General features: G+C 45.4%; 15 protein-coding genes. 10 read left to right on the top strand and 5 right to left on the bottom strand.

The genetic code is table 11. The annotated features are described in order from the left end of the window. Positions 1-23: 23 nt before the first annotated feature. The 10 genes from QFZ51_RS08125 (at position 24) to QFZ51_RS08170 (ending at position 9,590) form a co-directional block, all read left to right on the top strand. On the top strand, positions 24-761 hold the full coding sequence (locus QFZ51_RS08125) for a head GIN domain-containing protein (RefSeq protein ID WP_429044928.1): 738 nt from the start codon (positions 24-26) through the stop codon (positions 759-761). A 326-nt stretch (positions 762-1,087) separates the two neighbouring features. Further along, on the top strand, positions 1,088-2,008 hold the full coding sequence (locus QFZ51_RS08130; RefSeq protein ID WP_429044930.1) for a hypothetical protein: 921 nt from the start codon (positions 1,088-1,090) through the stop codon (positions 2,006-2,008). Positions 2,009-2,232: 224 nt separating this feature from the next. Further along, entirely contained in the window at positions 2,233-3,369 is a 1,137-nt protein-coding gene (locus QFZ51_RS08135; protein ID WP_429044932.1) for a beta-ketoacyl-ACP synthase III, read from the top strand. A 24-nt stretch (positions 3,370-3,393) separates the two neighbouring features. Next, positions 3,394-3,792 (top strand): hypothetical protein, encoded by a 399-nt coding sequence (locus tag QFZ51_RS08140; RefSeq protein WP_429044933.1) that lies wholly within the window; start codon positions 3,394-3,396, stop codon positions 3,790-3,792. A 90-nt stretch (positions 3,793-3,882) separates the two neighbouring features. Then, positions 3,883-4,887 (top strand): BtrH N-terminal domain-containing protein, encoded by a 1,005-nt coding sequence (locus QFZ51_RS08145; RefSeq protein WP_429044934.1) that lies wholly within the window; start codon positions 3,883-3,885, stop codon positions 4,885-4,887. A 19-nt stretch (positions 4,888-4,906) separates the two neighbouring features. Further along, positions 4,907-5,653 carry an ABC transporter ATP-binding protein gene (locus QFZ51_RS08150; RefSeq protein ID WP_168771237.1) on the top strand — a complete coding sequence of 249 codons (747 nt, stop codon included), beginning with the start codon at positions 4,907-4,909 and terminating at the stop codon, positions 5,651-5,653. Between the two features lie 33 nt (positions 5,654-5,686). Further along, on the top strand, positions 5,687-6,979 hold the full coding sequence (locus tag QFZ51_RS08155) for an ABC transporter permease (protein WP_429044937.1): 1,293 nt from the start codon (positions 5,687-5,689) through the stop codon (positions 6,977-6,979). Positions 6,980-7,071: 92 nt separating this feature from the next. Then, entirely contained in the window at positions 7,072-7,329 is a 258-nt protein-coding gene (locus QFZ51_RS08160; RefSeq protein WP_370909418.1) for a phosphopantetheine-binding protein, read from the top strand. 13 nt (positions 7,330-7,342) lie between these two features. Then, positions 7,343-8,557, top strand: a complete 1,215-nt coding sequence (locus tag QFZ51_RS08165; protein ID WP_429044939.1) for a beta-ketoacyl-[acyl-carrier-protein] synthase family protein — start codon at positions 7,343-7,345, stop codon at positions 8,555-8,557. Next, positions 8,547-9,590 carry a beta-ketoacyl synthase chain length factor gene (locus QFZ51_RS08170; RefSeq protein ID WP_429044940.1) on the top strand — a complete coding sequence of 348 codons (1,044 nt, stop codon included), beginning with the start codon at positions 8,547-8,549 and terminating at the stop codon, positions 9,588-9,590. Before QFZ51_RS08165 ends, QFZ51_RS08170 begins: the two co-directional genes overlap by 11 nt. Here the strand turns inward: QFZ51_RS08170 and QFZ51_RS08175 are convergent. The 5 genes from QFZ51_RS08175 to rpsT form a co-directional block, all read right to left on the bottom strand. Next, the gene (locus QFZ51_RS08175) at positions 9,587-9,916 is read right to left on the bottom strand and encodes a PDDEXK nuclease domain-containing protein (RefSeq protein ID WP_429044942.1); all 330 of its coding nucleotides are present in this window, start codon (positions 9,914-9,916) and stop codon (positions 9,587-9,589) included. The genes QFZ51_RS08170 and QFZ51_RS08175 overlap by 4 nt on opposite strands. After that, entirely contained in the window at positions 9,868-10,233 is a 366-nt protein-coding gene (locus QFZ51_RS08180) for a DUF1016 N-terminal domain-containing protein (RefSeq protein ID WP_429044944.1), read from the bottom strand. The genes QFZ51_RS08175 and QFZ51_RS08180 overlap by 49 nt, the downstream gene beginning before the upstream one ends. Before the next feature lie 97 nt (positions 10,234-10,330). Further along, positions 10,331-11,350, bottom strand: coding sequence for a PDDEXK nuclease domain-containing protein (locus QFZ51_RS08185; protein ID WP_429044946.1), 1,020 nt, complete (start codon positions 11,348-11,350; stop codon positions 10,331-10,333). A gap of 153 nt (positions 11,351-11,503) precedes the next feature. Next, positions 11,504-13,228 carry a M14 family metallopeptidase gene (locus tag QFZ51_RS08190; RefSeq protein ID WP_429044947.1) on the bottom strand — a complete coding sequence of 575 codons (1,725 nt, stop codon included), beginning with the start codon at positions 13,226-13,228 and terminating at the stop codon, positions 11,504-11,506. A 72-nt stretch (positions 13,229-13,300) separates the two neighbouring features. Then, positions 13,301-13,555 (bottom strand): 30S ribosomal protein S20, encoded by a 255-nt coding sequence (rpsT, locus tag QFZ51_RS08195; RefSeq protein WP_079469282.1) that lies wholly within the window; start codon positions 13,553-13,555, stop codon positions 13,301-13,303. Positions 13,556-13,701 lie beyond the last annotated feature (146 nt).

The following is a 13,701-nucleotide window of genomic DNA, read 5'->3' on the forward strand; positions in this document are numbered from 1 at the left end:
TCTTTCTATTATAATTTAAACCCATGATATCAGCAAAATCGCTCCTGTATCAGGCCATAGTGGCCTCTTCTGTTTCTGTACTCTTTTATTCCTGTGATGTAATCGGACAAAATCGTGTAAAAGGTAACGGCCATGTTATCAAGGAAGAACGGCAGGTAGTCCCCTTTCAAAGGATCAAAGTAGAAGGAAGCATGAATGTATACCTCACACAGGGCGCTGCCAAAGCGGCTGTTATTGAGGCAGAAGATAATATCGCCCCACTGGTGGAGCTGGTAGAAGAAGACGGCCGCCTCATTGTAAGATTGAAACGCGGCGTTTCCATCAGCACCCATAAAGATCTGAACGTATTCCTCACCACCCCGGAAATCAATGAGGCCAGCCTGGCTGGCTCCGGCGACCTGAAACTGGATGGCAAATTTACTTCCCGATCTGATGTGAAGTTCAACCTGTCCGGCTCCGGTAACCTCAAAGGCGAAATCAACGCCCCGGCAGTAAAAGCCTCCATTGCCGGTTCCGGCGATATGTTCCTGAAAGGCGAAACAAAGGATGTTAATTTGTCTATTGCAGGCAGCGGTAATTTTGAGGCAGATGAGCTGCTATCGGAAAATGTAAGTGTAAATATTGCAGGTAGCGGTGATGCAGATGTATATGCCAGCGTAAAGCTGGATGCAAAAATTGCCGGCTCCGGAAACGTAAATTACAAGGGTACCCCGCAAATTTCCTCTTCTGTAGCGGGTTCTGGCAGTATTAGTAAAAAATAAGCTTCAACATTTACAAATCTTTAACATTCTCAATATCATATTTGGCGGCGTTAGAGAGTTTATAGAGATGTTTTGAAGAAAACAATATCAAGTCCTTGAGTCCAGGTACAGCATTCGCTTTAATTATCCCGCTGATGCTGTACCTGGCTGGGGCACAAGACATTACCCCCTTAATAAATACCCCACCCCATCAACAATTCGCGTCAAATTATCATTAAATCACATGAATCATTGCCGTTTTTTTGTATGTTTACGGCTTGAATTGTAGATTTTACTATTTGAACTGTTTGATTTACGTTTTGAATTGTTGAACTCCTATTCCTTTTATGAACGAAAGACCGAAGATCCTGGTGGTATATTATACACAGACAGGGCAATTGAAGAGGATTATTGATCATGTGCTGGCTCCGCTGGAAGGCAAAGCCGATATTACTTTTGAGCAACTGGTGCCTGTAACGCCTTTCCCTTTCCCATGGGGGAAACAGCAATTTTATGATACCATGCCGGAAACCGTTCAATCCACCCCCCGTGGTATTGAACCATTGAAAGTGGACGTGAATGCGCAATTCGACCTGGTGATACTGGCTTATCAGCCCTGGTTTCTTTCTCCTTCACAACCAACCGCCGCTTTCCTGCAAAGTGATGCTGCCAAACAATTGCTGAAAGGCAAAAAGGTGGTTACCCTGCTAGGCAGCCGGAATATGTGGCTGAATGCACAGGAAAAGGTGAAAAATTACCTGCAGCAGGCAGGCAGCACCCTGGTGGGCAATATTGTACTGGTGGATAAATCACCTAACCTCATTTCTGTAATTACCATCCTTCGCTGGGCGTTTAAAGGAAAAAAGGAAGCCACGCGCTTTCTGCCCCAGGCAGGAGTACAGGAAAACGAGATCATTACTTCCGGCCGGTTTGCGGCACCGATAGCCGAGGCGCTGCAAAGGAATCAATGGGACACCCTGCATGCACAATTGCTGTCGCTGGATGCGGTAGAACTGATTCCCAACCTGGTAGTACTGGAAAATAAAGGAATGAAGGCTTTCCGCTTCTGGGCAAAGTTCATCAGCGCTAAAGGTGGTCCGGGAGCCCCTTCCCGTCAGGGACGCGTATCCATGTACCGGGGATTACTGCTGGTAGGTATTTTTGTTTTAACACCAATATCCCTGATTACTTCTCTTATACAGTTAAATCTGAAAAAGGCTAAGCTGCGCCGCGAAGTAGATTATTATAAGGGTATTTCCCTGAGATAACAGGATCAAGTCCACCTTAAAGGCGTATCAAAGCCGTACATAAAGCGTGTATAAAGCGACCTTCAGGCAGTGGCGTGATACTTGTAATTCCAATTAGAATTCTATATTTACGTCTGTATACAACGTATATTAAATTAAAATATGTTTTTCACTGTGAGCTGGCTGGCAAGGCAGGGCAGCTTTGACCAGGTTTTACATGTAGCCTTAAAAGACGAATAATTCAAATGAAGGAAGTTTATATTACCAGGCTGTCTAAATTTTTACCTAACAAGCCTGTAGAAAATGAGGAAATGGAGAGCATTCTCGGCATGGTAGATGGAAAGGCTTCCCGTGCGCGTTTGAAGATACTGGGTAACAACAAAATCAAAACCCGTTACTACTCTTTGGACAAAGAAGGGAAATCCACGCATTCTAATGCAGAGATGACCGCAACTGCCGTGTCACAATTATTTGATGAGCAGTTTCCGATCAGCAAATTACAGTTGCTGGCCTGCGGTACCACTTCTCCTGATCAATTGTTGCCTAATCATGCTGCGATGGTGCATGGTATTTTGAAATGCCAGCCGGTAGAGCTGATTGCAGCCACAGGTGCTTGTGCGGCAGGAATGCAGGCTTTTAAATACGCCTGGATGTCTATCCGCTGTGGTAATACTTCCAATGCCGTAAGCACCGGTTCTGAAAAGTTTTCCGCCTGGATGCTGGCGCAGAAATTCCAGCCGGAAGCAGAAAATCTGAAAAGCCTCGACGAAAATCCGATCATCGCTTTTGAAAAGGACTTTCTCCGCTGGATGTTATCAGACGGCGCCAGTGCAGCCCTTTTCCAGGATAAACCCAATGAAGACGGCTTATCCCTGCGGGTAGACTGGGTAGAAATACTTTCCTATGCTAATGAGCTGGAAACATGTATGTATGCCGGCGCTATCAAGCAACCGGATGGCAGCACCACCGGATGGATTGATATGACCCCGGAAGAATGGGCGCAGCATAGCGTATTCTCCTTTAAACAAGATACCCGTTTACTCGGTAAAAATATTGTTCCTTCCGGAGCACAAATGTGGAAAGAGCTGGTAGAGCGCCACCAGATTAATCTTGATGAAATAGATTTCTTCCTGCCTCACCTGTCGTCTGAATTTTTCAGGTTAAAGATAGACGAGGAAATTACCCGGTTAGGCGTTCCTATTCCTCTGGAAAAATGGTTCACCAACCTGGCCGAGGTAGGAAACGTAGGCACCGCATCACCTTACCTGATGCTGGAAGAACTGATGAACAGCGGCCGTTTTAAGAAAGGTCAGAAAGTAGTAATGATGGTTCCGGAAAGTGCACGTTTTTCATATGCTTATGCACATATCACCGTGGTATAAGCAATCACTTCTAAAACTGCTATCATGAAAAAAGAGGAAGTACCACAGGATAGTGATAACCTGCATGAAGGTACATTCAAGCAGATTATGTATGCGGTGGATAATTCCGGCAATTATGTACAGGTGCAGAGCGCAGGCTGGGAGCCGGAAAACATTGCTCTGGACCAGGCCTGGGAAGAAGTAAACGAAAGAGTAAAAGCGGCGCGCGCCAGGGTAGAAGCCGGCGAAATCAGTCCTGTTGCCTATTACATGGAAAAAAACCTGATGGACCTGCCATTATTGGCCAGCTATGTCGGTAAATTCCAGTGGCAGGTAAAAAGACACATGAAACCCGGCGTATTCAAAAAGCTCAGTCCTAAACTGCTGCAGCGTTATGCAGATGCCTTCAAAGTGAGTTTAACAGATCTGCTGCACATCAGATAAAGCATACCAATAGTAACGGATTTGTGGGTAGATGATATCCGATGATCTTCCCACAAATCCGTTATTCGTCATGCTGCCACAAAAAATATTATGACTAATTCTTTTTTCCAACACCACCAGACCGCCCATTGTGAAAGTGGAGTAATATCAAACCTGCTGGGACATTATGGTTTGCAGATCAGTGAACCAATGGCTTTTGGCATTGGTGCAGGCATCTTTTTCGGCCACCTGCCTTTTGTAAAGGTGAACGGCGTGCCTGGTACCACTTACCGGATATGGCCAGGCGCTATTTTTCAACGGGTGTGCAAACGGCTGGGCGTACGGATGGAATCCGAGAAATTTTCTACACCGGAAAAAGGAATGCTGGCCCTGGATAAAGTAATTGAAGCGGGTATTCCCGTCGGATTACAATCCAGTGTTTATTACCTGCCCTACTTTCCAGCTTCTTACCGGTTTCACTTTAACGCACATAACCTGGTTGTTTACGGCAAACAGGACGGACAATACCTGGTAAGCGATCCCGTAATGGATACCGCCACCACCATTGACCCGGAAAGCCTGGCGCAGGCCCGCTTTGCCAAAGGGTTTCCGGCCCCTAAAGGAAAAATGTATTACCCGGTACACGTACCGCCTTCTGCCTCATTTGAGAAACCGATCAAAGCCGGCATAGAACAGGCCTGCCACTTTATGCTGAAAGTGCCTATTCCCATGTTCGGCGTAAAAGGAATCCGCTTCCTTGCCAAAAGGGTCGCCAACTATGCTGAAAATCCCGGCGACCGGAAAGCTACCCTGTATCTTGGAAATATTATCCGCATGCAGGAAGAGATCGGCACCGGTGGCGCAGGTTTCCGTTTCCTGTACGCCGCTTTTTTACAGGAAGCAGCAGTTTTACTGAAGAAAGATGAATTGAGCAGACTTGCAGGGGAACTGACAAAAACCGGCGACTTATGGCGTAATTTTGCATTTGCCGCCGGCCGCGTATGCAAAAGCAGATCGGCGGATAATGTTTCCTATAAAGAGCTGAGCCAGATGTTACTGGAGTGCGCGGCATCGGAAGACGCATTCTTCCGCAAGCTGGCACAGGTGAAGTGGTAATTAAATATCCAATTGAATTATGTCCGGCATATCTGTAAAAGATCTATATAAAACCTACAAGGGTAGTGCAGAGCCCACACTGAAAGGACTTACGTTTCAGTTCGGGAAGGGGAAGATTGCCGGTCTACTCGGCCCCAACGGGGCAGGTAAAACCACCACGATTTCAATATTATGCGGTATCGTGAGAGGCGACAGCGGAGAAGTAATCATACACGACTTAAAACAGCAGGCCGCCCACCGGGAGGAAATCAAACATATTATCGGGATCGTACCGCAGCAGATAGCCTTGTATCCACAGCTATCTGCCGTAGAAAATCTCACTTATTTTGGTAATCTCTACGGTTTCAAAGGAAAGCCACTGCAACAAAAAATTATGCATTACCTGGAGCTTTTCGGCCTGGAGAAAAGCGCACACAAAGAAATTCACAAATATTCCGGCGGTATGAAACGGCGGGCCAACATTATTGCAGCCATCCTCCACAACCCCAAACTGCTGGTGCTGGATGAACCTACTGCCGGCGTGGATGTGCAGTCGCGCAGTATGATATTACAGTTCCTGCGCGATTACAACAGCCAGGGAGCCAGTATACTGTATACATCCCATTTGCTGGAAGAGGCGCAATCGTTATGTGAAGAAGTAGTGATCATGGATGCAGGAAAAATGATCGTACAGGGTAACCCGCAAACCCTGATCCATCAGCATCCTGACTGTAATAACCTGGAAGACGTATTCCTGCATTTCACCGGAAATGCACTCCGGGATTAATTTTTTAAAGCTAAAAGCGAAGGGCCAAAAGCAATGTTAAGACTACTGGCAACCATCAGGAAAGAGTGGCAATTGCTGTTACGTGATAAAACAGGGATCATCCTTCTGTTTGTAATGCCTGTGGTATTGATTACAGTAATGGCGCTGATCCAGGACGCGCCCTTCAAAGATTACCAGGATATCAGGTTCGATATCTTAACAGTAGATAATGACCACGGCCGTTTGGGCCGGTCTGTAAAAGAAGGACTGGCTTCCGGCGGGCAATTCAATATAATCGATTCTCTTGATGGCCAGCCAGTAACGGCCGAACGGGCCAGGCAACTGGTGAACGAAGGGAAATACAAGATCAGCATTATCATACCGGCAGGTGCTACAGCCGCTATTGTGAGCAATGCCAACCGCATTGTAAATGATATCACCCATCGAATGGGCATGTCGGTATCCCTGCCGGTTAAGAAAACCGTTGATTCATTAAACGTAACAATCTATTTCGACCCGGCCGCGAAGAAAGCATTTAAAGGCGCTATTCATCAATCAGTAGATAATTTCCTCACACAGGTGGAAACAGATTTGCTGCTAAGCCGTATTAAACAACAGCTGAAGAGTAAAGACAGCACGGTTGCTCCTGCTGATACGCTGGCCATCCGCCTACAGGCAGTGGGGTTGAAGGAACAAAGCACCGGCACGGCAAAACAACTGGATGTAATTTCTAATTCTGTTCAGCATAACGTACCTGCCTGGAGCATTTTTGCGATGTTCTTTATTGTGATACCCATTGCAGGCAATATGATCCGCGAAAGGGAGGATGGCAGCCTGCTGCGGATGAAGCTGATACCGGGGTCTTACCTGGCTATACTGGCTGGTAAGATGCTGTTTTTTGTAGGGGTTTGTGTATTGCAGTTTTACCTGATGATGCTGGTCGGCATTTATGTGCTGCCACTGCTGGATTTACCACAACTGGTAATGGGACAGCATCCGGGGGCTACCCTGCTGGTAGCCGGTGGAATAGGACTGGCCGCAACCGCTTATGGCATCCTGATTGGCACGGTATTTAAAACACCTAACCAGGCGCTGAACTTCGGGGCAATCTCTATCGTGATACTGTCGGCCATTGGCGGCATATGGATTCCGCTGGAGGTGATGCCTGCCAGGATGCAGCTGCTGGGGCATTTGTCGCCTTTAAGCTGGGGACTCGATGCTATTAACGATATTTACCTTCGCAACGGAGATGTCAGGTTTGTGTGGAAAAATGTATTGAGATTAATACTCACCGGACTCGCTATGCTGGCCATAGCCGGATGGGTGGAAAAAAGAAGAATGAACTGATAAATGTTTTCAAAACAATAGTAAAACTGTATTTTTACTCCCCACAAGGGCATTCGCCTGTTGTGAACAACAGGTGATAAACCTACAACATTATGGAAGAATTAAAAAAGAAACTGAAAGAACAAATCATTGAGGCGCTCAACCTTCAGGATACCAAGCCGGAAGACATTGATGACAATGCACCGTTATTTGGAGATGGCCTGGGTCTCGATAGCATCGATTCGCTTGAACTGATGGTATTGCTGGAAAGACAGTATCATATCAAAGTAGAAGACCCGCGCGAAGGCCGCAAGATCCTGCAGTCTGTTCAGTCTATGGCGGAGTTTATCCAATCAAAACAACCAGCATAAGTAAACTGGCTACATGGCGGAAAGAGTGTTTATAACAGGGATAGGAATGATCACCGCCATTGGTGATAATGTAGCCGGAAACTTGCACCATCTGCGGTTACAGCAAAGTGGACTGGGTTACAGCAACTACATTGATACCATCTACAAAAATGTGCTGCCTGTTGCAGAAGTAAAACATGCCAGCGATGCCTTGTTTGCATTGGCCGGTGTACCGGTAAAGGAAGGGTATACACGTACCACTTTACTCGGACTGGCAGCTATGCGGGAAGCCTTGCAGGATGCCGGCATTACGGATGTTCAATCGGCCCCTACAGGCTTTATTAACGCCAGTACCGTAGGAGGTATGTGCGATACCGAGAAGTTATATTTTGACATTATCAATCCTGAAAAGACAGGTTCCTTTTTACAATATATAGATACGCTGGATTGTGCGGATTGCACGCAGCGTATAGCCGACACCGTAGGGTTCAGTGAACATATTGCTACCATCAGCACTGCCTGTTCCTCTTCTGCCAACGCGCTGATGTTTGGTGCACGCATGATTAAGCTGGGGATGTTACCACGGATGGTATGCGGCGGCACTGAAGCGCTTACCCGTTTTACACTGAATGGATTCAATTCCCTGAAAAATGTGGATAAGCAGTTTTGCCGTCCCTTTGATCAGCAACGCACCGGCTTGAACCTGGGCGAAGGCGCGGCTTACCTCGTACTTGAAAGTGAATCTTTTGCCAGGGCCAACAACAGCCGCATCCTGGCAGAGCTAAGCGGATACTGTAATACTAACGAGGCATTCCACCCCACGTCTCCTTCACCGGATGGCGACGGCGCCTATGAGGCCATGAAAATGGCCCTCGCTATGAGCGGGTGCTCAATGGAAGAAGTATCTTATATCAATGTACATGGCACTGCCACGCTGAATAACGATGTTTCCGAAGGAAAGGCGCTGGAACGCTTATTCGGCGATAAAGTGCCCCTGTTCAGTTCTACCAAGCCTTTTACAGGACATACGCTGGCTGCAGCAGGCGCAATAGAAGCCATCTATTCCATACTGGCCATTCAACATGGGATAATATTTCCCAATCTCAATTTCTCTGAAAGAATGGAGGAATTGAATATTAGTCCGGTTACCACCCTGATGGAAGGATACCCGGTAAATCATGTTATTTCAAACTCATTCGGCTTTGGGGGCAACAATGCTTCCCTGGTGATCAGCAAATATGAAGGGTAAGTGTTACATACAAGCAATGGCGGCCATCTCCCCGCAGCCAACTTTTGAAGGGGATATTTTTTCGGCACAGCTGGCACATACAGATAGTAATCTGCTTGCCTGTATTGAACCCGATTATAAGCCATTCATTCCCGGCAACAGCCTGCGTCGTATGACAAGGGTGCTTAAAATGGGACTGACCGCTGCACTTAAATGCATCCAGGAAAGTGGTATCACCACACCAGGCCCTATTGTTACCGGTACCGGCAAAGGCAGTTTACAAGACACGGAAAAGTTTATCAAAGAGATTGCCGAATACAAGGAAACAGCCCTGAATCCCACTCCTTTTATTCAATCTACTTACAATTCTGTGAATGGATTAATTGCATTGCAGCAAAAGTGTACCGCTTACAACAACACTTTTGTACACCGGGGTTTTTCCTTTGAAAATGCTTTGCTGGACAGTATGATGCTGTTGCAGGAAGGCGCCACGCACACGCTTACCGGCGCATTCGAAGAAATTACAAAAGAACATTTTTATATCAAAAGCCGGATCGGTTTCTGGAAAGACCAGCCCACCGACAACCGGGAATTGTACCGTCATCTCTCCCCCGGCAGCATTGCCGGAGAAGGCGCTACTTTCTTCACACTAGCGGGCACGCCTACACCGCAGAGTTACGCGTCTATTGCCGACTTCAGGATGCTGTACAAACCAACCGGGGAGAAATTGTCTGCCGCACTGAAAGCCTTTATCACCCCTCCTGACCTGATCATTACCGGCCGTAATGGCGACAGTAACTACGAACATTTTTACCAGGAGCTGGATCAGTGTTTTCCTGGCATACCACAGTTGCCGTTCAAGCATCTTTGCGGTGAATATGACACCGCCGGGGCGTTCGGATTATGGTTGGCCGCGCAGATTATCAAAGCGCAGCAAATACCCGTGGCCTGGTTTCCCGGTACGGAGCAGTTGTCTGCGCCTGTGCATTCTCTTCTTTTTTACAATCATTTTTACGGGGAACAGCATGTCATGCTGAAACTGGAAAGGGTTTAGCTTTCACATCTTCTCAATTCACCCGCCAGGAACTGCTGTAACTGTTCTTTGGTAGGGAGCTGTACTGCATAAGTGGAGATGAACATTTGCTGGTCCATTCCCGAAGGAATGGCATATTCAGCAAGTGCCTCATCTTTATTGGTAACCAATAAAATACCGATCGGTGGATTATCACCTGGCGCAAAAGGGTCAATTGGATTATTTGAAGTTCCCAATTCATCAGATACTGTATGACGAATTCTATTTAATTGACTATCAGTTGATTGTAATTCGTCAGTCACTGACTGACGAATTCGCATGTTAATTTTTTCAAATTCATCTGCCATTGACTGATGAATTTGAAAAGCACTGTTTTTAATTCGACTGAGATTTCAGAGTTAATCTGAGGATAATACTGATAGAATTGCCTGCACAACTTTAAGTTTGTAGGGGATAGTTTTAGCATCGGTAACGCTTTTGAAATCTGTTCCAATAATTGTGCGCCATATCTGGCCCTGTTTACACCTTTTTGTTCATACTCTACAATATAGCATCCAATCATCCAGTTACGGATAGTAAGGGAACGATTAATGGCTTTGGCAGCTACTTCCTGGAAATGTACATGTGTGGTTTCAATGCTGTTAAGCAGATGGTTAAATTTCATTTTGATAATGGTTTTATATGAGAGATTTTGTTGTAAAGGAAGAATGATAACGTGTAGACGGGAACTGCAGTTATTTTGGGATTATTAAAATGAGTTGTTAATTAACTTTTTTATAGCATTTGCCTAGTGCTTCAGCATTAGGTAAAAATTCTTTCATGTTTTCAGGTATACTATTGGCCTGATAATGTGTATAGGTGCCTACACTCATTGCTTTATCGATAGATTTGATAGCATAATCTACCACCATATTGTCTTTCTGTTTGCAGAGCACAATGCCGATGCTTGGATTTTCGTGTAGCAGCTTTACTTTATCATCCAGCACATTCAGATAAAAGTTCAGCTGACCGGTATATTCAGGTTTAAACTTTTTACGTTTAAGTTCAATCGCCACAAGGCATTGCAGGTGCCGGTTATAGAAGAGCAGATCTACAAAGAATTCATTGTTGTTTACTTCCAGTTTATATTGATTGCCAATAAAGGAATATCCTTTTCCCATACTCATAATAAACTTCCTGATGTTGTTCACTATTTCGTTTTCAAGGATGCCTTCATCATCATCTTCATTAATATTAACAAAGTCGATGAGGTATTCGTCTTTAAATACTTCCAGTGCTTTGGATTTGATATTTTCCGGCAGTGTTTTATTGAAGTTGTGGGGCATATTGCCCTGGTGTTTGAAAAGATTGGCGTTAATTTGATGTTCTAATTCTCTTACTGACCAGAATTGTTCCGCGGCCTGAAAGATATAAAACAAACGTTCATTTTCGCTGGAACATTTTTCAAGAATACGGTTGTGATGTGTAAAACTTATGCTATAAAAGGAAGTTTGTAATTGGCCCATCACTGATGGGCCAATTACAAACTTCCCGTAGAGGTCGGAAAACTGCCGCATCCTTTTCAGGCTACTGGCGGAGAATCCTCTGAGACCTGGCAATGATTGTTGAAGATCTATAGCTATTTGTTCTATTACTTTTGCTCCCCAGTTCTCCGCATTTATTTTCTCGGAAAGCATTTGTCCAATTTTGAAATAGAGTTTTAATTGCTCCTGATTTGCGAGCCTTGCAGCAATGTATCTGCTTCGAACAATGTTTTGTTTTAAATCCTGTACGAAAAACATTTAAACGCGGACGAATTTAAAGTATGTTCCAATAAAAAACCGTTCATTTTATTCAGGGGTGAAATGATCCGTTCATTATCATGAACAGCATGCATAAAAAAAGGCGGAGACATAAGCCCTGCTTATATCTCCGCCTTTATAGCTGATAATATTTTATCGCACTCGGTACACCGGATAACGCATGAATTCCGGCTCTGCATAAGGTGAATTTTTAAACACAAAATTCAGTTGCGCACTGGCACTGTTTGCAAATGAGGTATCGGTAGCCTTTTTATTAGCTAACAATTCCTGCAGCTCCGGATGTTGTTTCAGATATTCAGCACCGGTATCTTCAAAAACATAGGAAGAATATCCTTCTTTTTGTCCGAGGATGGCATCAAAAAAGTTCCAGGCAAAAAACGAATCGCCACCGGTGGGTTCCAGTGTTTCTATCAGGAAACGGTTGGCGTTCTGATTCATGGGAATGTAGTAATCTCCTTTGCGGAACCTGATGGAATCTTTACTGCTGGTTACTTTAATATTGGTGTGCAGATAATGCTTTTCAAACGGTTTGGTGTAGCTCTGGAAGTCGGCAATGTGGTATACTTCTACGAGGATGGTAGTATCGTGTTGCAGTGGCTGCATTTTTACCTGGTTATTTTTAAGCAGGTTAATTACCGCCCACCAGCCTTGTGGAATAATATAGGCCTGCGGTTTTTCCACAAAGTTTTCTTCGTTGGCGTAGTTATAAAATTTCACCTGCCTGGTGTAGGGTTTCGAGCGGTCGTAGTACAACCTGGGTAGGCTGGAAATATCACTGGGTTTGTGCCCGGAAGCAAAGCCACCGAAAGTGATCAGGCTGTATTTGTTCATATCAAACTCCCAGGCGAGCGGAAATGTTTTTTGTGTAAGAGCAGTTTGCTTTGCCTGTTCGCGCAGGTGTTTAATCTCTTCGCTGTGGGTCGCAGTAAAACTAATAAAGCATTCCATCAGGGCGTAAGTTGCCTTTACGCGTAATGGATAGGGTTTCAGCATATGTGTTTCCGGTACAAAACCGAAGGTATGGAAGAGGGTAGTATAGCCGGTGGAGTAGCGGGGAGCGTCGGCAAATTCTACCCAGCCGCTGTCGGGCGTTTCACCAAAGTGATTTACATAAGGAACGAGGTCGTAACCTTTATTTTTCATAAGGGCGTATAATCCGGGTTCAAATGTTTTGTTCATGAATTCGCCCATTGGTCCGCCGAGTTTATTGTGCTGGGTAGTGAGCAGGGTCATGATATGCTGATAGTCGGCGCCGTTGCTCACATGATTATCCACAAATACATCCGGATCGGTGAGGTGATAGATTTGCTGGAAGGCGAGGGCGTTTTTTGAATCGGCTTTGATGAAGTCGCGGTTAAGATCCAGGTTCTGGGCATTGCCGCGGGACCCGAAGGCATCGGGTCCGTTCTGGTCTACCCGGTACCAGGGGGAGCGGTTCAACATTCCGCCGATATTATATACGGGGATTACAGCGAGTATAATATTTTCCGGGAGATGGATTTTCCCCTGTGCAAGGTCGCGGAGGAGCATCATACTGGCGTCTATGCCATCTGGTTCCCCGGGATGGATACCGTTATTGATGAGGATAACCCGTTTATTTTGCCGGTGAAGGCTTTTAAAGTCGAAATTCCGGCCGGGGGAGTAGGTAACCAGGTGCAGGGGGAATCCGGCATCGGTGGCGCCAACGGTTTGTATATGGATTTGCGGGAAGCTTTTGGCGAGCTGTTCGTAAAACCGGATCACTTCAGTGTAAGTGGCGGTTTCCCGGCCATTGGTTTTTTCATACCGCGTGGTGAAATCCTGCGCAGAAGAGAGCAGGGGAAACAGGGCGGTCAGCAGCAGGAGTATCTTTTTCATCGTCTTGATAAATGGAAAAACAAAAAGCCCTTCCTTTTCGAGGAAGAGCTATAAATATTGTTACTGAAGCAATTAAGCCAGAGCTAATACTCTCTTAGCCAGCTTGCTTTTCAGATTTGCAGCTTTGTTCTTGTGAATAACGTTACGTTTAGCCAGCTTATCAAGCATAGAAGCTACCTCAGTTAAATCTTTCTCCGCTGTTGCTTTATCGGTAACTGCTTTCAGGTCACGGATGGCGTTACGGGTAGTTTTACCATAGTAACGGTTACGCTCATTACGCTTTCTGCTTTGACGTACGTCTTTCTTTGTTGCTTTATGGTTTGCCATTTTTCAAATTTCAAGTTTCGGACGGCAAAGGTAACTATATTCCCTTTACAAAACAAACTAAATCTAGTTTTTCCGGTGAGCTACAAATATAAGCACCTTTTATCACAGATAATCAGTTGATTTTTTCTCATTTTTTCCAACCAGCG

Origin of the sequence: Chitinophaga sp. W3I9 (genome assembly GCF_050434025.1) — a bacterium.
GTDB lineage: Bacteria > Bacteroidota > Bacteroidia > Chitinophagales > Chitinophagaceae > Chitinophaga.